This is a genomic window from Mesorhizobium sp. USDA 4775 (assembly GCF_054062655.1).
Window position 1 is genome coordinate 6,239,503 of the sequence record NZ_JBSSFM010000001.1, and the last position, 18,529, is coordinate 6,258,031.

An 18,529-nucleotide genomic window follows, 5' to 3' on the forward strand; every position below is an offset into this window, starting at 1 on the left:
TCCACCTGGAACCGGCGGGCGATTCTTGCCGCTGGAGTGTCGATGCCGAGCTGGAAACAGATTGTCCTTGCGTTTGTGATCGTGGTCGCAGCCACGGCGGCGTGGGCGCGCTTCTACCCCGGCGCTCCGCAAGTGCTGGCGCGCTGGGGCATCGACTGGGCCTATGGCGCCACACCTCCTGCCAAGGACACGGCGGCGGCTGGCTCCCGTCAGGCGGCGCGCAACGGCGCCCGGATTGCCACCATCGTTGCATCGCCGGCCGCCTCGGCTGTCATCAACGACCGCCTCCAGGCGATCGGCACTGGCCGCGCCAACGCTTCCGTGACCGTCAATCCCTACAGTTCCGGCCGCCTTGCCGAATTGCTGGTCGAATCCGGCAGCCATGTCGACAAGGGACAGATCATTGCGACGCTCGATTTCGAGACCGAAATCATCGCGCAGAACCGGGCCAAGCTCGCTTTGCAGGATGCGCAGTCCAAGCTCGACCGCGTCAAATCGCTGCGCGCCTCCAATGCCGCGACGCCGGTAGCGGTGGCCGATGCAGAGGTGGTTCTGGCGGGCGCCAAGCTGGCGCTGCAGGACGCCGAGCTTGCGCTGCAGCGCCGGTCGATCCTGGCACCGATATCAGGCACTGTCGGCATCCTGCCGATCTCCGCCGGCAACTATGTGACAAACCAGTCGGCCATCGCCACGCTCGATGACCGCTCCTCGATCCTGGTTGATTTCCAGGTGCCCGAGCGCTTTGCCGCCGCCGTCAAGGTCGGCGCGCAACTAACGGCGACGCCGATCGCCAATCCGAGCAGCTCCTATACCGGCACGGTGTCGGCCATCGACAACCACATCGACGAGAAGAGCCGCACGCTGCTGGTCAAGGCCAAGATCGCCAATCCCGCCGATTCGCTGCGCGCCGGCATGTCGTTCTCCATCACCATGAAATTCCCCGGCGAGACCTATCCCGCCGTCAGCCCGCTGGCGATCCTGTGGGGCTCGGACGGCGCCTATGTCTGGCAGATCGAGGACGGCAAGGCCAAGCGCGTGCCGGTGCGCATCATCCAGCGCAACACCGAGACCGTGCTGATCGATGCCGAGATCGACAGCGGCGACATGGTGGTCACCGAAGGCACGCAGAGCGTCAGCGAGGGCGGCGAGGTCCGCATCGCCGGCCAGGAGCAGCGCGCCGCCAACACCGCCGAAGGCTCATGACCGGATCCGTCAATGCCGCCAGCGATACCGGCTTCACCGCGCTGTTCATCCGCAGGCCGGTCATGGCCTTCGTGCTCAACGTCCTCATCGCGGTTGCCGGCCTCGCCGCCTTCTACGGCGTCGAGATCCGCGAACTTCCGGACGTCGACCGCGCCGTGGTCACCGTTTCCACCACGTTCCAGGGCGCCGCGGCCGAAACCGTCGACCGCGAGCTGACCGACACGATCGAAGGTGCGGTGGCACGCGTCTCCGGCGTCAAGTCGATCTCGTCTTCCTCCTCCTTCGGCCAGAGCCGCGTCACCATCGAGTTCAACGACGGCGTCGACCTCAACGTCGCGGCCTCCGACGTGCGCGATGCCGTCGGCCGCGTCGCCAACCAGATACCGGACACCGCCGATCCGCCGCGCATCGTCAAGGCCGATGCCAATTCCGATGCGGTGATGCGGCTGGCTGTGACGTCCGACAACATGTCGGTCCAGGACATGACCGTGGTGGTGCAGGACCAGATCGAGGACGAACTGGCAGCCGTGCCCGGCGTCGCCGACGTTCAGGTCTATGGCGACCGCGACAAGATCTTCCGCATCGACGTCGACCAGAACAAGCTCGCCAGCCTCGGCTTCACCGTGGCCGACCTCAGGACAGCCCTGGCCTCGGTCGCCTTCGATTCCCCTGCCGGGTCGATCACCACGACCAACCAGGACTTGATCGTCCGCACCACGGCCGACGTGACCACGCCCGAGGAGTTCGAAAACATCATCATCGGCGGCACGACGCGCATACGCGACGTCGCCACCGTCACGCTCGGTCCCGATGTCGGCCAGACCACGCTGCGCTCCGATGGCAAGACCGGCATCGGCATCGGCATCATCCGCCAGGCGGAATCCAACACGCTTGATATTTCGACCGGCGTTCAGGCCGCCGTCGCCAAACTGCAGGAAAACCTGCCCGAGGGCATGGCGATCAAGATCACCAGCGACGACGCCGTCTTCGTCAAGGGCGCGGTCCACGAGGTCGAGATCGCGCTCGGCCTGTCGGTGACCATGGTGCTGATCGTCATCTACATCTTCCTGCTCGACTGGCGCGCCACGCTGATCCCGGGCCTGTCGATGCCGGTCGCCATGATCGGCACCATCGCCGCCATCTATCTGGCCGGCTTCTCCGTCAACATCCTGACGCTGCTTGCCATGGTGCTGGCGACGGGCCTTGTCGTCGACGACGCCATCGTGGTGCTTGAAAACATCGTGCGACGGCGCAACGAAGGCATGGGGCCGCGTGCGGCCGCCGTGCTCGGCGCGCAGGAAGTGTTCTTCGCCGTCGTCGCCACGACGCTGACGCTGGTCGCCGTCTTCGTGCCGATCTCCTTCCTGCCCGGCCAGACCGGCGGCCTGTTCCGCGAATTCGGCTTCGTGCTTGCCATGTCGGTGCTGCTGTCCTGCGTGGTGGCGCTGACGCTTTGCCCGATGCTCGCCTCGCGTATGCTGACCGGCGCCTCGCTTCACCACGAGGGCGGCCACGGCATCGGCGCCCGTATCGGCGGCGTCCTGAATACCGCGTACAAGCGCGCCCTGCACGCTTGCCTCGATGCGCCCTGGATCGTGGTTCTGGTCGCGGTGCTGTTTGCCGGCACCGCCTTCACCCTGTTCGGCACCATCCGCCAGGAACTGACGCCGACCGAGGACCGCGCGGCCGTGCTGTTGCGCATCAATGCGCCGCAGGGCGTCAGCCTCGACTATACGACGCAGCAGATGCAGAAGATCGAGAAGCTGATCCAGCCGATGCGCGAATCCGGCGAGATCCGCTCGACCTTCGAGAATGCCGGCCAGAACGGCTCCTACAATTCCGGCTTCATGGTGATGACGCTGGCGCCCTGGAACGAGCGCAGCCGCAGCCAGCAGGAGATCATGGCCGAGATCAGCCAGCTCACCAAGCAGGTGCCGAGTGTGCGCATCTTCCCGGTGCAGCCCAACAGCCTCGGCATCCGTGGCGCCGGCAACGGCCTGCAATTCGCGCTGGTCGGCAACGACCGCAAGGCGCTCGGCGACGCGGCGGTGAAGATCATCGCCGAGATGCAGAAGGACCCGCGCTTCCAGACGCCGCGCCTGTCGATCGACCCGACGCAGCCGCAGCTGGCCGTCGCCATCGACCGCGAGCGCGCCTCCGACCTCGGCATCGACATCACGGGGCTCGCCAACACCATGCAGGCCATGCTCGACGGCAACGATGTCGTCGACGTCTACATCGCCGACCGCAGCTATGGCGTAAAACTGGTCTCGACCACCAATCCCATCAACGATCCGACCGATCTGGAAAACGTCTTCCTGAAGACGGGAGACGGCCGCTTCGTGCCGATGTCGACCATAGCCACGCTGACCGAGCGCGCCGTGCCGCCATCGCTGTCGCGCGAACAGCAGCAGCCATCGGTTGCCATCACCTCCAACCTCTCGGGTAATTTCGCGCTTGGCGACGCGCTGAGCCGCGCCGAGGAGATCGCCACCCCGCTCTTGCCGCCGGGCAGCCGCATCCTGCCGCTGGCCGAAGCCGCCACGCTGGGCGAAACCAACAGCGCCATGGTCACCATCTTCGGCTTCGCGCTGGTCATTATCCTCCTGGTGCTGGCCGCCCAGTTCGAAAGCTTCGTCAGCGCCGTCATCATCATGGCGACGGTGCCGCTTGGGCTGGCCTGCGCCATCTTCGCCTTGCTGCTGTCGGGCACCAGCCTCAACGCCTACAGCCAGATCGGCCTGGTGCTGCTGGTCGGCGTGATGGCCAAGAACGGTATCCTCATCGTCGAGTTCGCCAACCAGCTGCGTGATCGCGGGCTCGGCGTGCGCGAGGCGATCGAGCAGGCCTCGACTATCCGCCTGCGGCCGGTGATGATGACGATGATCTGCACCATCCTTGGCGGCGTGCCGCTGGTGCTGGCGGCGGGCGCGGGTGCCGAGGCACGTGTGGCGCTCGGCTGGGTCATCGTCGGCGGATTGGGGCTGGCCACCGTCTCGACATTGTTCCTGACACCGGTCGCCTATCTCCTGCTTGGCCGCTTCGTCACCCCGAAGACCCATGAGGAAACACGCCTCAAGCGTGAGCTCGAGGAAGCCGCCTATGTCAGTGTGGAGCCGGCGCAGTAGCTGCTATTTCAGCAACCGGCCTTCGATCGACCAGCGCGCGGCAAGGAAGTTCAGCACCGCCGCCACGATGACACCGCCGATCTTCGCCGGCCACACGCCGGCAATACCGGCGAACAGCGCGATCGACAGGCTGGAGACGCCGAGCGAAATCAACGCCCCAAGCGAGACGAAACGCAGGAAGGCGTCATGCAGCCGGATGGCCTGGTTGCGCTCGAACGACCAGAAGCCATTCGCCACGAAAGAGAAGATGACGGCGATCAACCATGAGATGACGTTGGCCGGCAGCGGCGCAACATGCAGCTTGAGCAGCAGGAAAAAGCCAGCGAGGTCGATGGCCGTGTTCGCCAGCCCGACTATGGCGAAGCGCACGATCTTGCTGCCGGTCGAACGGCGAGGCTGGTCGGCGCCGCTCATCCCTTGCCGTCCATGATCTCGACGCCGGCGCGGGCGAGGCTTGCACCAAACGCGTCGGAGGCCAGCACCGCATATTCCACCTCGCGCACGCCTTGCATCGGGTCGCGCGCCCGCAGCGTGTCGTCGACATGGCCGGGATGGCACATGAACAGGCCTCGTTCCGGCAGTGTCTCGACTGCGGCCTGCAGAACCGGCGCGAACCGTTCGGGCTGCCGCCAGTCATAGATGCCGGCGAGCGGCTCGAAAAGAGTGAAGCCGACGCGCGCCATAGAGCGGTTGAAGCCGGCGGCCACGGCGGCAATTGCCGCGACCTTCGGCGCGACGACGGCATCGCCCAACGCCGGAGCGCCACGCAGCGCCGGCTGGCCGCCGGCTTCGGAAAAATGCGCCCGCAGCCATGTGCGCACGACAGGCAGGAAATGCACGTGCTGGTGCCCGTCGATGAAGTCAGGTCGGCGGCCAAGCGCCTTGACGAAGCGGCTGTACTGCGCGTCGAGCTCGGCACGGACATCCCGCTCGTCAATGCTGCCGCGCAGGACCGGCAGTGCCAGCGAACGCAGCGGCGGCAGCCGGCCTTGCGGCGCCAGGCTCGACCGGCCGGTGACGGCCGGCTGGTCGGTGAGGGTCAGGTGCAGCCCCACCGCCGCGCGGCCGCATAGCGGCTTGATACGCTCCGCCGCATCGGGCCATTCCGGAAAGCCGGTCATGCAGCTTGTGCCGGTCAGGCGGCCGCGATCGAGCAAGTCGAGAATTCCAGCGGAAACCCCGGGCGCCAGGCCGTAATCGTCGGCGATCAGGCGAATGCGCCGCGTCATGCGCCGGATGCGCCTGGCGGCCTGTCCGAAACGCCGCGCACGACGTCGCGCACGATATAGACAGGCCGATCCTTGCTTTCCGAAAGCGTGACCCAGACATATTCACCGATCAGGCCAAGCAAGGTGAGATTGAGGCCGCCGAGGAGGACGACGGCGACCATGAGGCTGGGATAGCCGGGAACGGCGATGCCGTAGAACAGCACCTCGAAGAACACCTTGGCTCCGTAGAAGATGCCCGCCAACGCCGCCAGCATCCCGCTCAGGCTGATGATGCGCAGCGGGATGACGGAGAAGGACGTAAACCCTTCCAGCGAGAACGCGATCAGGTTGAGCCGGCTCCATTTCGACTTGCCGGTGACACGGTTCTCCGGTGAATAGGCTATGGCTTTCTGGCGGAAGCCGGCCCAGGCGAACAGGCCCTTGTTGAAGCGCCTTTTGTCACGCAGGCTGGTCAGCGCGCGCACTACGGCGCCGCGCATGACGCGGAAGTCGCCGGCATTTTCTGGGATGTCGAACCGCTGGCTGCTGTTGATCAGGCTGTAGAACAGCTTCGCCAGCTGGCTGCGCCGCCAACTGGCTTCGCGGCGGTCGTTCTGTGCGTAGACGACATCGATATCGGGATTTTCCACCAGTTCGGCGATCATCTTCAGGCTGGTGTCCATGGAATGCTGGAGGTCGGCGTCCATGACCAGCGCCATGTCGCCGCGCGACTGGTCGAGACCGGCGAGCACCGCGACCTCCTTGCCGAAATTGCGACTGAGCCGCACGATCTCCCAGGAACCCGACAGCGCCTGTGAAAACCGCTCGGCGCCATTGTCGCTGCTGCCATCATCCACGAGGATCTTGTGGACTTCCATGCCGAAGCGCTGCGACACCTCGGCTTCGAGCTTGTCAAGCAATGCGGCAAAGGCCGATGCGGACTGCGCCTCGTTCAAGAACGGCGCGACAATATCGAGAACGGGCCGCGACTCAGCCATTTGCGACAGGCCTTTCATTCATGACCTTGCCTCCCGTCTTGGCCCAGAACCACCAGATCAGGAAGCCAGCGATAACGGTGACCGCAATCGGCCGGAACCAAGGGTACGTTAAATCTTGGATATGGCGCTCGACTCCGGTCAATCCTGTCAGGAACAGCATCACGGACAGCACCGAAGCCAGGACACCGCCTCGTTCCTCCCGCCACAACAAGGCAATAGCGAGACCGGCAGGCACGGCGATCATGGCATAGGTGTTGGGCTCGACGCGCGGGTTGAAGACGCACATGTAAAATGTCGCCGTCAGGAAGATGGCGAGACCAGCCGTCCCGCGTTCAAGCTTGCGATCGAACCAGATGACGAATGAAAGCGTGAACAGGGCCATGACCATGCGCACGATGGTTGCGCCGGATTCCGGCATGGGGAGCCCGATTTTGGTGAAGGGGGCCGTGAAATCGGTGGGAATAAAGTGGCTGGTGTTGTCGACGGCCATCGAGGTCAGCATCCCGCCAAAAACACGATACTGGTCGTTGAGATAGCTAGCGGGTGCGAACGCATAGGGCAAGGCGAGCACGAACAGCACCGCCAGCACCAGCACCGGTATCAGCCGCAGGCGCAGGGCGCCGACCAACAAAAGCATGATGATCGCGGTCGGCTTGGCGATGATAGCGACCGAGGCCCAGAAGAAGGTTTCGGCCCGCCGTCCTTCGAGCGCCGACAAGGTGAGAAGCCAGCAGGCGCCAGTCAAAAGGATCGTCGCCTGGCCGTTGCGGATCGCCGCCAAAGCCATCGGCAGGGCGAGGAACAGCCCAAAGGAAAGCAGCCACGGCAATTCCCCGCCGCCGAGCTTGCGCACCTGCCGTATCGCGGCAAAGGTCAGCACCGCGAAGCCGATAGTATGCCATACCAGGCCGCCCAGATGCGGACCGAGTTTCACCAACGGAACGTAGAGCGCCGCAAAGGCCGGCGCGTATAGATATCCCATCTCGGACTGAATATTGTAGAGCGGCTGTCGGGCCAGCAACGCCTCGCTGCCGTCTATGTAGGCTTGCCAGACCGTCCGCGTGTGGGGAGACCACAAGACCAGGACAAGGACGATCAGGAACGCCCCGATCCACAGGCCAAATCCCAAACGGTCGAAAACCGGCTTGGATATCGTCATCAAGACACCCCACAACACCCGGAACAGGCTCAGTCCAGCACCGTCCCGGCATTCGATGGCGGCGGCATATCACGGACAAAGCGGCGAGGCATAGGGGGCTGAAGAGCGCGGTTGTGATCTCGGCGGGCCGCTGCGGATGGCCGGATGTGCGGGCGTCCTAACAGGAAAGACGCGCCGAAAGCCTCGTATTCGGGCTTCCGGCGTGGCTTCGAATAGCATCAAGGCCGGATGAAAACCTTGCCGTTGGGCTTGGCCAGTTCCGCCGGCACCCGCGGGATCGCCTCGGCGAGCGGCACGACGGCCGTCACGTCGGTCGACCAGCGCCCGTCGGAAAAGCGCTTCTGCGCTTCAAGGATCGCCGGACCGCGCCGCTCCCTAGATTGCCGCATCCATTCGCTCAGCCAGAAACCCTCGATATGCTTGTGTTGGAAGATCAGTTGGCCGGGCTCGCGGATGATGGTGGCGTCAGGGTCGAGCCGGCCATAGATGATCCAGCGCGCCCGTTTCGGCATCGCATTGAAAATGGCCGAGGCCAGCGGCCCGGTGACCGCATCGAGGAAGATGCGCGGTTGCTCCGCCTTCATCACCTCGCGCAGCGTGACCTCGAAATCCGGCGCCTTCTCGTTGAGCACATGGGCAGCGCCGATCTCCTTCAGCAGCGCGATCTGCTCATCGCGGCGCACGGTGACGATAGGCCGGTACCCTTCCTCCTTGGCCAGGCCGATGATCAGCTTGCAAAGCTGACTGGCGCCGGCGGTCATGACGAAGGCCTTTTCGCCGTCCTGCTTGACGATGTCGAACATGGCGATGGCGGTAATCGGATTGACGATCATCGCCGCGCCGTCCTCGTCGCGCACCGTATCGAGCAGCGGAATGCAGGCTGTCGCCTCGGCGACGGCATATTCAGCCCACGAGCCCCAGTTGCTGAGGCCGGTGGCGAAGGCGACGCGCTTGCCGACGAGGCTCTTGGCATAGGGCTCGTCACCGCCGGCGACGATCGTGCCGACACCCTCGAAGCCGGCCGGCCGGCCTTTGGCGCGCGGCTGGCCGTACTGACCCTTGATGAAGGCGACATCGGATGGGTTGATCGAGGCCAGGCTGACCTTGATCAGCACCTGGCTCGGTCCGGGCACCGGCACCGCGATGCGGCCCGGCACGAGATAGGGCTCCATCGCCTCGAGCGCACTGCCGCTTGGCGTCTTGGTGTAGCCGTCGCCGACCAGGAGCAACGCGTTCATTTCGGAGGGAATGGTCATCGGCGACACTCCTTGGTTGTTGACAGAACCCTCATGGTCTAGCGGCTGCTGCTCACAGCTTCTCCTGCGTGTACTTTTTCAGCTCCGACCGCGCCACCTGCCGGCGATGCACGGCGTCAGGGCCGTCGGCAAGGCGCAATGTCCTCAGATGCGTCCACGACCGCGCCAGCGGCGTGTCCTGGCTGATGCCTTGGGCGCCGAACATCTGTACCGCCTCGTCGGTGATCCTCAGCGCGACGCGCGGCGCGATGACCTTGATCTGGCTGATCCAGGGCGCAGCGGCGCGCGCATCGCCCTGGTCGATCATCCAAGCCGCCTTGAGGCAGAGCAGCCGGGCCATCTCGATCTCCATGCGGCATTCGGCGATGATGTCGAAATTAGCGCCGAGTTTCGCCAGCTTCTGGCCGAAGGCCTCGCGGCGCACGGAGCGCTGGCACAGCATCTCCAGCGCCATCTCGGCCTGGCCTATGGCACGCATGCAGTGATGGATGCGGCCGGGACCGAGCCGCCCTTGCGCGATCTCGAACCCCCTGCCCTCGCCGAGGATCAGGTTCGCTGCCGGCACCCTGACATTGTCGAAGCGCAGGTGCATATGGCCATGCGGCGCGTCGTCGTCGCCATAGACCTGCATGGCGCGGACCTTGGTCGCGCCCTTTGTGTCGGAAGGCACCAGGATCATCGAATGGCGGCGGTGCTGAGGCTCGTCGTCGCCGCCGGTCCGCACCATGACGATGTAGATAGCGCAGCGCGGGTCGCCGGCGCCCGAGGCCCACCATTTCTCGCCGTTGAGCACATAATCGTCGCCCTGCCTCTCGCAGCGCATCGAAATGTTGGTGGCGTCGGACGAGGCGACATCAGGCTCGGTCATCAGATAGGCCGAGCGGATTTTTCCATCCAAAAGCGGCTCGAGCCACACCTTCTTGTGGTCGGCCGAGCCGTAGCGCTCCAGCACCTCCATATTGCCGGTGTCCGGCGCCGAGCAATTGAAGGTTTCGGCGCCGAGATGCGCCTTGCCCATCTCCTCCGCCAGATAAGCGTATTCGACGGTGGACAGGCCGTAGCCGCGTTCCGAGCCTGTCAGCCAGAAATTCCACAGACCGCGCTCCCTGGCGGTCTTCTTCAATCCTTCGAGGATTTCGCTCTGGCGTGGGCTGTAGACCCAGCGGTCGCCCGCCTTGCCCACCTCGCCCAAGTATTCCTTGTCGAGCGGCATGATCTCGTCGCGCACCATGGCCGCGACGCGCGCGTGGATCGGCTTCAGCCGCTCGGTCATGCCAAGATTCATCTCCGTCATCGGTCGCTAACCCTTCATAGAGGCCCGGCAATTTACCCGTGGCAAGGATGACCGTACTTCGGATAGCCTTGTCAACGCGAACTGTTTGCCCAGGGCAAAGCGTGGAGGACTGGAATGGCCTATCTCGACGAGCTGTTTTCGGTGGCCGGCAAGACCGCGCTGGTGACGGGCGCGGCGACCGGTATCGGCCGCATGGCGGCGACAGCGCTGGTCAAGGCCGGTGCCAGCGTCATGATCGCTTCGCGTAAGGGCGAGGATTGCATCCAGGTCGCCAATGCGTTGAACGGGCTCGGCGCCCCCGGCCGGGCCGAGGGCTTCGCCGGCGACGTCTCCAGCGAGGCCGGCATCGCCGCACTCGTCGCCGAGGTCAAGGCGCGGACCGCCAAACTCGATATCCTGATCAACAATGCCGGCGTTTCCTGGGGCGCGCCGCTGGAGAGTTTTCCCTATTCGGCATGGGCCAAGGTGTTCGGCGTCAATGTCACCGCCGTCTTCCACCTGACCCGCGAATTGCTGCCTCTGCTCGAAGCCGCCGCCAGCGACGCCGATCCGGCCCGGGTGATCAACCTGGGTTCGGTGATGGGGACGCAGCCATTGGCCGACGACGCTTATTCCTACACGGCGTCCAAAGCCGCGGTGCATCATCTGACGCGTACGCTCGCACTCGAATTCGCCGCCCGCCGCATCACCGTCAACGCCTTTGCCCCCGGCCCTTTCCAAAGCCGCATGACGGCCTTTGCCACCGGTACCGATGAGCAGGCCAGACATGTCGGCGGCCATGTTCCGATCGGCCGTATCGGCGCACCGGATGACATTGCCGGCGCAACGCTCTATTTGTGCAGCCGTGCAGGCAGCTATGTCACCGGCGCCATCCTGCCGATCGACGGCGGGCAGTCGGTGCAGCATGGATTGACCTTGTTCAAGGAATGACATTTTCCGGCCATAGAAGCCGGAGGTGAACTGGAGGACATGAGCGTGGAACCGATCAGTCTCGATGTGCTTCTGGCCAGTGTCGGCAAGGAGGTTGGCGTTTCGCCGTGGCGGGTGGTGACGCAGCGGATGATCGACCAGTTCGCCGACGCCACCGACGATCACCAGTTCATCCATTGCGATCCCGAGCGGGCCAAGCGCGAGACGCCCTTCGGCGGCACCATCGCGCATGGTTTCCTGTCGCTGTCGCTGCTGTCGGCAATGACCTTCGAGACCATGCCGCCGCTGGAAAACGGCAAGATGGGCGTCAATCACGGCTTCGATTCGCTGCGCTTCCTGGCGCCGGTGAAGACCGGCGCGCGCATCCGCACCCGCTTCGTGCTGGCCGATGTCAAGGTGAGACCCTCGGGCTGGGTGCAGACGGCGCACGACGTGACGATCGAGATCGAGGGCTCGAAGAAACCGGCTCTGACCGCCCGCTGGCTGACGCTAACGCTGATCGAACGCCAGCCCGAGACCGCATGAACGACCCCAACGCGCTCGACCAGGCAGCGCTTGCGCCTTACCTCAAGGCGGAAATCCCCGGCTTTTCCGGGTTTGCTTCAATCGAAAAATTCAAATCCGGCCAGTCCAACCCGACCTATCTCATCACGGCGGCCAGCGGCCGCTATGTGCTGCGCGCCAAGCCGCCGGGGCAGTTGCTGAAGTCGGCGCATCAGGTCGACCGCGAATTCCGCGTGATGAAGGCGCTTGCCGGCACCGCCGTGCCAGTGCCCGAAATGCTGCATCTGTCGGCCGAGGACTCGCCGATCGGCCGCATGTTCTATGTCATGGATTTCCTCGACGGCCGTATCTTCTGGGATCCGGCATTGCCCGAGGCACGTGACAACGATGAACGCGCCGCCATCTACGACGCCATGAACGGCACGCTCGCGGCCCTGCACGATGTCGATGTCGACGCGGTGGGTCTTTCCGATTTCGGCCGGCCGGGCAATTATTTCGAACGGCAGCTGGCACGCTGGACCAGCCAGTACCGCGCCTCCGAAACCGGCATAATTGCCGACATGGACCGACTGATCGCCTGGCTGGAAACGCACCTGCCCGCGGATGACGGCCTGGTATCGCTGGTGCATGGCGACTACCGGCTGGACAATCTGATCTTCGCGCCGGACCGGCCAAGGGTCATCGCGGTGCTCGACTGGGAACTGTCGACGCTTGGCCACCCCTTTGCCGATATCGCCTATCAATGCATGCAATGGCGCCTGCCGCATGCTTCCGGCTTTCGCGGCCTCGGCGGCGTCGACCGCGCCGCGCTCGGCCTGCCTTCCGAGGAAGACTATATCGCTGCCTATTGCCGGCGGCGCGGGCTCGGCGGCATCGGCAACTGGACCTTCTTCCTCGCCTTCTCCTTCTTCCGGTTGGCGGCGATCTGCCAGGGTGTCTACAAGCGCGCGCTGGACGGCAATGCCTCCAATCCCGAAAAGGCCAGGACCTATGGCGAGGCGGTGAAGCTGCTGTCGCATCTCGCCGCCAGACTGATCGACAAGCAGACATGACGGGAGCAATTATGGGCCGCTTTGACGGAGCAACGGTGCTGATCACAGGTGCCGCCGGCGGCCTCGGCCAGGGTGCCGCGAAAGGCTTTGCCACCGAGGGCGCGCGGCTGGTGCTGTCGGACATCGACGAGAAGGCGCTCGCAGATCTCGCCGCAACCTTGCCCACAGAGACGGCGATCCTGGCCGGTAACGTGGCCGACGAAAAACTGTCCGAGGATCTGGTCCGGCTGGCGGTCGAAAGATTCGGCAGGCTGGATGTCGCCGTCAACAATGCCGGCATCGTCCAGAGTTTCGTGCGCCTGCCGCAGGTTCCGTCGGACGAGGCCCGCCGTGTGCTTGAGATCGACCTGCTTGGCGTCTTCTATGCCATGAAGCACCAGATCCCGCAGATGGAGCGGCAGTTCAAGGCGACAGCCAGGGGCGGCGCCATCGTCAACATCGCCTCGGTTGCCGGACTGGTCGGCGCGCCGAAACTCTCGGTCTATGCCGCCGCCAAGCATGGCATCGTCGGGCTGACCAAATCGGCGGCCGCCGAATATGCGACCAAGGGTGTGCGCATCAACGCCATCTGCCCGGCCCGCACCAGGACGGCAATGGTGGACAGTTTCGTGCGCGCCTCCGGTATGCCGGAGGTAGAGGCGCTGGCCGAACTGACACGCGGCGTGCCGATGAAACGCGTGGCGGAAGTCGATGAAATCACCACCGCCATCCTGTTCGCCGCCGACCCGGCCAACTCCTTCATGACCGGCCATGCGCTGGCCATAGACGGCGGCGTCGGCGCCATCTGAGCCATGCCGTCTGGGAACTTCCCGTGCCCTTGTCCGTTTCCGTACAGCGTATATAATTTAGCCAGATACAACCAACCCCAGACACGACCGAAAGGCACCGGATTTGCCGCTGAGCGTGCAGAAACGCCGCGAGAAACAGAAGGCCGAACTGCGTTCCGAACTGGTCGCGGCCGCGCACAAGCTCGTTCAGGAAGAAGGCTATGAGGGCCTGACCATCCGCAAACTGGCCAAGCGGGTCGGCTACGCGCCGATGTCGGTCTATTCCTATTTCGCCGACAAGCAGGACATTCTGTTCGCGTTGGCCGAGGACGCTTTCGAAACGCTTGCCCGCCGTATCGAGGAGCATCCGTCCGACGATCCGGTCGAGGCCTTGCAGGCGGTGATGACCGAATATGCCGCCTTCGGCCTCGGCAATCCCAATGAATACCGCACCGTTTTCATGACCGAAAAGACCAGACCGCCGGAAGGTCGGAGTTTTCAAGAAATGCACGAGGCCAACCCGGCTATGAAGGTGCTGATCACGCGGGTCGAAGCCTGCGTCGCCGCCGGAAAATTGCAAGGCGATCCGCGCGCCATCGCCACCATGTTGTGGGCGGTCGGCCACGGCACGATCTCGCTGCTGATCACCTTTCCCTTCTACCCCTTCGGCGACCCGCAGGCATTCGTGAAACGCATGTGCGATTTCCAACTGGCCGCACTGAGCACCCAGAACGTACCGCCATTGACCGATACACTGGTCAACTGCTGAACGACATCTCCTTCGTTTCCAGCCACCCTTTCGGACCAAACCGAGGGCAAATTCTTGGTTAACAAAAAATTTATCGTACGCGTACGATCTTGACTTGAACTTCGCGATCGGCAGTCGTATTTGTACGTAGCACCGTACATGTACGGAAGAAATTCACCCGTCGAAAACGGAGACTGACGATGAAAAAGACACTCCTCGCCCTCGCCGCCGTGGTGGCACTTTCCGGTTCGGCCTTCGCCGCCGGCACCACCCAGCCGGTCAAGCACCTGCCGGCCGCGACCTGCGTCGACACCAAGACCAATGTGAAGCTGGATTGCGCCTCGACCGGCTCGGTCGAGAAGAAGGGTACCGCGGAAAATATCGCTGAAGGCAAGGGCCCGCGCCTTGGCATCAGCATCAATCCCTGGATCCTGCCAAGCGCGTTCTAAGATCGACCGCATACCCGCCCGGGGGTTCCCCGGGCATGGACGAGATAGCTACCCCAGGTTCTGCGCCTGATATTGAGTTGGTGCGCAGCCAACCTTGCCGCTGAAGGCGGTGCTGAAGGCACTAGCCGATTGATAGCCAACATCGGCGGCGATCTGGCTGAGCGGTTTGTGGCTATGCAGCAAGGCATCCTTGGCCAGCGCCATGCGCCACGCCAGCAGATATTCGACCGGTGCCGCCCCGACGATATCGGTGAACCGCCGCGCAAAGCGCGAGCGTGACATACCGGCACTTCTGGCGAGTTCGGCGACCGTCCACGCTCTGCCGACATCCGCATGGATGTGGGCGAGCGCCCTCGCCAGCTTCGGATCCGCAAGGCCGCCAAGCAGTCCCTGAGGCTGTAACGCGCGCCGAGCGCCATCCCGCCGCAGCGTTTCGATCAGCATCACCTCGATCAGCCTCGACAGCACCATGTCCCTGGCCGGCCGTGCAGCGTTTGTCTCATCGACGATGATGCGCATCAGGTTTCCCAGCCTTTCCCCGACTTCCTCCGCCGCCCGTATATGGGTGAAGCGTGGCAGCAGACCGAACAGCAGATCGGCATTGGCCGGGTCGCACAGGATCAGGCCGCCAAGGATGCGCGTCGTCGGGCCTTCCGCTAGTGTGCCGACCCTGAGCTCATTGTTGACCGTATTGCGTTGCTTGAACTCGGTGTCGGACAGGACGAGCTTGGCGCCGGGGTGGCTGACGAAGCACACCGAAGACGGCTGCGCGGCCAGGAGGTAATCCCCCGCGCACAGCCGCACCGCCTCGGCATAGTCTGGCTCGAACCAGCATTCACCTTCGGTCACCAGATAGAAGGTGGGGTCGGTCTGGTATGGCGAGCGGATGCCCCACTCACCGGTTGCTGCGAGATTGCCAAGCAGCAGCGTCCTTGGGCGCAACAGGGCGATGATATCGGTCAAGGGGTCCAAATGAGACGATCCGTAATTTAACTGGCATTTTCCATTATAGATCAGCCCAAACGTTTTACCTAGATCACCCGCATAACCTCAAGGAGTTATGTGAATGACCAAGACCGTCCTCATCACCGGCTGTTCCTCCGGACTGGGCAAGACCACGGCGAGGCACTTCGCGGCCCAAGGCTGGAACGTCATCGCCACGATGCGCAAGCCGGACCAGAGCCTCGCCGCCGGCTATCCCGAGCAAATGCTTGTCTTGCCTCTCGACGTCACCAACCCAGCCAGCATAGAGAGCGCCATTGCCGCCGGGATCGCGCGATTTGGGCATATCGACACCGTCGTCAACAATGCCGGCATCAGCGTCGTTTCGATCTTCGAGGCGACCGCGAAGGCGACGATCCGCGGCATTTTCGAGACCAATGTTTTCGGGGTGATGAATGTCATGCAGGCCGTCATCCCGCATCTGCGTGATCATGGCGGCGGCACGATCGTCAACATCACCTCCGGCGTCGGGCTGGCGGCCGTACCACTGCTGGCGCTGTACACCGCGACCAAGCATGCCGTCGAAGGCCTGTCGGAATCGCTGTCCTACGAACTTGAATCGCAGAACATCCTGGTCAAGCTGGTCGAACCCGGCGCCATGCGCACCACCAGTTTCACCGCCAACACCATGGAGGCGTCACAGGCCGTTTCCGTGCCGGCAAAATACAAGCCCTACTTCGACCACATGATGCGGTCGATGATGAACTACCCGCTCCCGGATGCGGATGAAGAACAGGTCGTTGCGACAATCCATGCGGCGGCGACCGATCCATCAAACCGCCTGCGCTATCTCGCCGGTCCGGACACCGAGGAAATGGCGAGGTTGCGTTGGTCGACCTCGGAAGACGAGTATCTGTCGACCATGAACCGGTTGATGGGGCAGACCGCCTGGCGCGACGGCAATCCTGGCTGATCGCTTTGCGCCAAGGCTGCCAACCGCTGTGATGGCCGGATGTCAGCCGACCGAGATCGGCAGCCTGCTCGCCGAACTCTCAAAGGCGGCGTCGATCAACTTCTGCATGTCGGCGGCGCGCCGGAAGGACGGGGCACCATTCTGCCCGGCATCCAGCGCGTCGACAAACCGCCGGGCGTTGCGCTTGACATCCGGCAGGGCCAGCTCGCGCCAGAGCTGAACATCGACGTCCTCTCCCAGGCACGCCGACAGCCGCGCTGCCTTGCCATCGGTCTCGACCTTGAGCGCTCCCTTGGTGCCATGCAGCGCCAGCGACAGGTCATTGCCATGGCCGGTCGTGTAGCGGCTCGCCATGATCGTCGCCAGTGCGCCGGATGCCAGCCGTGCCGTCATCGCCACGCTGTCATTGGCGTCCAGCACATAGTCGCCGATCCGGTTGCCCTCGGCCTTCGGAAACGTCACCAGATCGGCGTGCAGGCTGACAATATCCTGGGCCGCGCCATAGGTGGCGAAGTCCAGGATGTGGATGCCGACATCGCCCAGAACCCCGGTCGACCCGTGCCGGGTCGACAGCCGCCACAGCCATTTGTCCTCGAGGCGCCAGTCGCCCCAGGATTTGCTGACCAGCCAGCTCTGCTTGTAGCTCGCCTCGACATGGCGCAATTCGCCGATCGCGCCCGCCAACACCAGACGCCGTGCTTCCTGGATCGCCGGTGAATTGCGGTAGGTGAGATTGACCATGTTGACGAGGCCGGCGGCCTCGGCCGCTTCGGTCATGGCAAGCGCATCGGCATGGTTCGGCGCGAGCGGCTTTTCGCAAAAGACATGTTTTCCCGCGGCAAGCAGCGCCAGCGTCGTCGCCTTATGCACACCGTCCGGAGTGGCGTTGATGGCGGCGTCGAAATCGCCCCAGGCGATCGCCGCTTCAAGGCTCTCGAAAGAAGCGCCGATCTCGTTGGCAGCGGCAAACGCCGCCGCGCGGCCAGGCAGCTGATCGACACAGGCGACAATGCTGCAGCCAGGAACCTTTGCGAACTCTTCGACATGATGTCCGGCGATCCAGCCGGTGCCGAGCAAGAGCAGGCGATGCATCAGATCAGGTCCCCCATCAACTCAAACCCTTGTCGCCATCGGCATGCAGGCGCAGGCCCTTCTGCACGATCTTCTCCTTGGCCTTGTCCGTCGGCACGTTCGGCGCATTGGTGATGCCGGACCATGCGGGCGCCGGATTGTGCGCCCAGTGCACGGCATTGCGCAGCACCTGCTGCACGCCCTCATTGTGATAGATCGGATAGGTCTCGTGGCCGGGCGAGAAATAGAAGATGCGGCCCGCGCCACGCTGGTAGGTCAGCCCGGAACGGAACACCTCGCCGCCCTCGTACCAGGAGACGAACACCGTCTCCAGCGGCTCCGGCACGGCGAAGGGCTCGCCATACATTTCCGTCTCGCCGATCTCCAGGCATTCGCCGATGCCTTGCGCGATCGGGTGGCCGCGGTTGATCGCCCAGACCCGCTCGCGCTCACCCGCCTCGCGCCATTTCAGCGAACAGGGCGTGCCCATCAGCCGCTTGAATATCTTCGAGTAATGGCCGGAATGCAGCACGATCAGCCCCATGCCTTCCCAGATCCGCTTCTGCACGCGCTCGACGATCTCGTCCTTGACCTCGCCATGCGCGGCATGGCCCCACCACAAAAGCACGTCGGTGGCGGCCAGGCGCTTCTCGCTCAGCCCGTGCTCGGGTTCCTGCAAGGTGGCGGTCGTCGCCTCGATGCCCTTGTCCTGGTTGAGTGCCGCGGCGATCGTGCCATGCATGGTCAAGGGATAGAGGTCGCGGACGGCGGCATTGGTCTGTTCATGGACGTTCTCGCCCCAGACAACAGCTTTTATCGGCATTTTTCCTCCTCCAAAGCGCTTTGA

18 protein-coding genes are annotated in these 18,529 nt (G+C 64.0%); 9 read left to right on the top strand and 9 right to left on the bottom strand.

What is annotated here, in order from left to right:
* Window positions 1–42: 42 nt before the first annotated feature.
* Together ACVILI_RS30610 and ACVILI_RS30615 are read left to right on the top strand one after the other, a co-directional pair.
* Window positions 43–1,203, top strand: a complete 1,161-nt coding sequence (locus tag ACVILI_RS30610) for an efflux RND transporter periplasmic adaptor subunit (protein WP_038649492.1) — start codon at window positions 43–45, stop codon at window positions 1,201–1,203.
* Window positions 1,200–4,331 (top strand): efflux RND transporter permease subunit, encoded by a 3,132-nt coding sequence (locus ACVILI_RS30615; RefSeq protein ID WP_457102724.1) that lies wholly within the window; start codon window positions 1,200–1,202, stop codon window positions 4,329–4,331. The genes ACVILI_RS30610 and ACVILI_RS30615 overlap by 4 nt, the downstream gene beginning before the upstream one ends.
* Before the next feature lie 3 nt (window positions 4,332–4,334).
* Here the strand turns inward: ACVILI_RS30615 and ACVILI_RS30620 are convergent, their stop codons facing one another.
* The 6 genes from ACVILI_RS30620 to ACVILI_RS30645 all read right to left on the bottom strand — a co-directional run bounded on the left by ACVILI_RS30620 (window position 4,335) and on the right by ACVILI_RS30645 (window position 10,246).
* The gene (locus ACVILI_RS30620; protein WP_038649497.1) at window positions 4,335–4,745 is read right to left on the bottom strand and encodes a GtrA family protein; all 411 of its coding nucleotides are present in this window, start codon (window positions 4,743–4,745) and stop codon (window positions 4,335–4,337) included.
* Window positions 4,742–5,560, bottom strand: coding sequence for a ChbG/HpnK family deacetylase (locus ACVILI_RS30625; RefSeq protein ID WP_038649500.1), 819 nt, complete (start codon window positions 5,558–5,560; stop codon window positions 4,742–4,744). Before ACVILI_RS30625 ends, ACVILI_RS30620 begins: the two co-directional genes overlap by 4 nt.
* Window positions 5,557–6,537 (bottom strand): glycosyltransferase family 2 protein, encoded by a 981-nt coding sequence (locus ACVILI_RS30630; protein WP_064980832.1) that lies wholly within the window; start codon window positions 6,535–6,537, stop codon window positions 5,557–5,559. Before ACVILI_RS30630 ends, ACVILI_RS30625 begins: the two co-directional genes overlap by 4 nt.
* Complete coding sequence (locus tag ACVILI_RS30635; protein WP_038649503.1) at window positions 6,530–7,696, bottom strand: glycosyltransferase family 87 protein; 1,167 nt, start codon at window positions 7,694–7,696, stop codon at window positions 6,530–6,532. The genes ACVILI_RS30630 and ACVILI_RS30635 overlap by 8 nt, the downstream gene beginning before the upstream one ends.
* Before the next feature lie 218 nt (window positions 7,697–7,914).
* Complete coding sequence (locus ACVILI_RS30640; RefSeq protein ID WP_038649506.1) at window positions 7,915–8,952, bottom strand: zinc-binding dehydrogenase; 1,038 nt, start codon at window positions 8,950–8,952, stop codon at window positions 7,915–7,917.
* A gap of 52 nt (window positions 8,953–9,004) precedes the next feature.
* The gene (locus tag ACVILI_RS30645; RefSeq protein ID WP_240564533.1) at window positions 9,005–10,246 is read right to left on the bottom strand and encodes an acyl-CoA dehydrogenase family protein; all 1,242 of its coding nucleotides are present in this window, start codon (window positions 10,244–10,246) and stop codon (window positions 9,005–9,007) included.
* Window positions 10,247–10,360: 114 nt separating this feature from the next.
* Here ACVILI_RS30645 and ACVILI_RS30650 point away from each other — a divergent pair, with 114 nt between their 5' ends.
* The 6 genes from ACVILI_RS30650 (at window position 10,361) to ACVILI_RS30675 (ending at window position 14,696) form a co-directional block, all read left to right on the top strand.
* The gene (locus tag ACVILI_RS30650) at window positions 10,361–11,176 is read left to right on the top strand and encodes an SDR family oxidoreductase (RefSeq protein ID WP_038649512.1); all 816 of its coding nucleotides are present in this window, start codon (window positions 10,361–10,363) and stop codon (window positions 11,174–11,176) included.
* Window positions 11,177–11,215: 39 nt separating this feature from the next.
* On the top strand, window positions 11,216–11,701 hold the full coding sequence (locus ACVILI_RS30655; protein ID WP_019861112.1) for a MaoC family dehydratase: 486 nt from the start codon (window positions 11,216–11,218) through the stop codon (window positions 11,699–11,701).
* Window positions 11,698–12,732, top strand: a complete 1,035-nt coding sequence (locus ACVILI_RS30660) for a phosphotransferase (protein ID WP_038649515.1) — start codon at window positions 11,698–11,700, stop codon at window positions 12,730–12,732. Before ACVILI_RS30655 ends, ACVILI_RS30660 begins: the two co-directional genes overlap by 4 nt.
* A gap of 11 nt (window positions 12,733–12,743) precedes the next feature.
* Window positions 12,744–13,520, top strand: coding sequence for an SDR family NAD(P)-dependent oxidoreductase (locus ACVILI_RS30665; RefSeq protein WP_457102749.1), 777 nt, complete (start codon window positions 12,744–12,746; stop codon window positions 13,518–13,520).
* Window positions 13,521–13,623: 103 nt separating this feature from the next.
* Window positions 13,624–14,268, top strand: a complete 645-nt coding sequence (locus tag ACVILI_RS30670) for a TetR/AcrR family transcriptional regulator (RefSeq protein WP_019861116.1) — start codon at window positions 13,624–13,626, stop codon at window positions 14,266–14,268.
* Between the two features lie 179 nt (window positions 14,269–14,447).
* The gene (locus ACVILI_RS30675; protein WP_038649518.1) at window positions 14,448–14,696 is read left to right on the top strand and encodes a DUF680 domain-containing protein; all 249 of its coding nucleotides are present in this window, start codon (window positions 14,448–14,450) and stop codon (window positions 14,694–14,696) included.
* Between the two features lie 48 nt (window positions 14,697–14,744).
* Here ACVILI_RS30675 and ACVILI_RS30680 read toward each other — a convergent pair whose 3' ends face one another.
* Entirely contained in the window at window positions 14,745–15,659 is a 915-nt protein-coding gene (locus ACVILI_RS30680) for an AraC family transcriptional regulator (protein WP_051726866.1), read from the bottom strand.
* 103 nt (window positions 15,660–15,762) lie between these two features.
* Here ACVILI_RS30680 and ACVILI_RS30685 point away from each other — a divergent pair, with 103 nt between their 5' ends.
* A complete protein-coding gene (locus tag ACVILI_RS30685) occupies window positions 15,763–16,611 on the top strand; it encodes an SDR family oxidoreductase (protein ID WP_019861119.1) in 849 nt (282 codons plus the stop codon).
* Window positions 16,612–16,653: 42 nt separating this feature from the next.
* On the opposite strand, the gene ACVILI_RS30690 is transcribed toward ACVILI_RS30685, so the two are convergent.
* On the bottom strand, window positions 16,654–17,703 hold the full coding sequence (locus ACVILI_RS30690) for a Gfo/Idh/MocA family protein (RefSeq protein WP_019861120.1): 1,050 nt from the start codon (window positions 17,701–17,703) through the stop codon (window positions 16,654–16,656).
* 16 nt (window positions 17,704–17,719) lie between these two features.
* Window positions 17,720–18,505, bottom strand: coding sequence for a ThuA domain-containing protein (locus ACVILI_RS30695; RefSeq protein ID WP_019861121.1), 786 nt, complete (start codon window positions 18,503–18,505; stop codon window positions 17,720–17,722).
* Window positions 18,506–18,529: the final 24 nt, after the last annotated feature.

Bases quoted from the DNA above. Each gene is read 5' to 3' on its own strand.
- ACVILI_RS30610 (WP_038649492.1), top strand. From the start codon at position 43: ATGCCGAGCTGGAAACAGATTGTCCTTGCGTTTGTGATCGTGGTCGCA.
- ACVILI_RS30615 (WP_457102724.1), top strand. From the start codon at position 1,200: ATGACCGGATCCGTCAATGCCGCCAGCGATACCGGCTTCACCGCGCTG.
- ACVILI_RS30620 (WP_038649497.1), bottom strand. From the start codon at position 4,745: ATGAGCGGCGCCGACCAGCCTCGCCGTTCGACCGGCAGCAAGATCGTG.
- ACVILI_RS30625 (WP_038649500.1), bottom strand. From the start codon at position 5,560: ATGACGCGGCGCATTCGCCTGATCGCCGACGATTACGGCCTGGCGCCC.
- ACVILI_RS30630 (WP_064980832.1), bottom strand. From the start codon at position 6,537: ATGGCTGAGTCGCGGCCCGTTCTCGATATTGTCGCGCCGTTCTTGAAC.
- ACVILI_RS30635 (WP_038649503.1), bottom strand. From the start codon at position 7,696: ATGACGATATCCAAGCCGGTTTTCGACCGTTTGGGATTTGGCCTGTGG.
- ACVILI_RS30640 (WP_038649506.1), bottom strand. From the start codon at position 8,952: ATGACCATTCCCTCCGAAATGAACGCGTTGCTCCTGGTCGGCGACGGC.
- ACVILI_RS30645 (WP_240564533.1), bottom strand. From the start codon at position 10,246: ATGACGGAGATGAATCTTGGCATGACCGAGCGGCTGAAGCCGATCCAC.
- ACVILI_RS30650 (WP_038649512.1), top strand. From the start codon at position 10,361: ATGGCCTATCTCGACGAGCTGTTTTCGGTGGCCGGCAAGACCGCGCTG.
- ACVILI_RS30655 (WP_019861112.1), top strand. From the start codon at position 11,216: ATGAGCGTGGAACCGATCAGTCTCGATGTGCTTCTGGCCAGTGTCGGC.
- ACVILI_RS30660 (WP_038649515.1), top strand. From the start codon at position 11,698: ATGAACGACCCCAACGCGCTCGACCAGGCAGCGCTTGCGCCTTACCTC.
- ACVILI_RS30665 (WP_457102749.1), top strand. From the start codon at position 12,744: ATGGGCCGCTTTGACGGAGCAACGGTGCTGATCACAGGTGCCGCCGGC.
- ACVILI_RS30675 (WP_038649518.1), top strand. From the start codon at position 14,448: ATGAAAAAGACACTCCTCGCCCTCGCCGCCGTGGTGGCACTTTCCGGT.
- ACVILI_RS30685 (WP_019861119.1), top strand. From the start codon at position 15,763: ATGACCAAGACCGTCCTCATCACCGGCTGTTCCTCCGGACTGGGCAAG.
- ACVILI_RS30690 (WP_019861120.1), bottom strand. From the start codon at position 17,703: ATGCATCGCCTGCTCTTGCTCGGCACCGGCTGGATCGCCGGACATCAT.
- ACVILI_RS30695 (WP_019861121.1), bottom strand. From the start codon at position 18,505: ATGCCGATAAAAGCTGTTGTCTGGGGCGAGAACGTCCATGAACAGACC.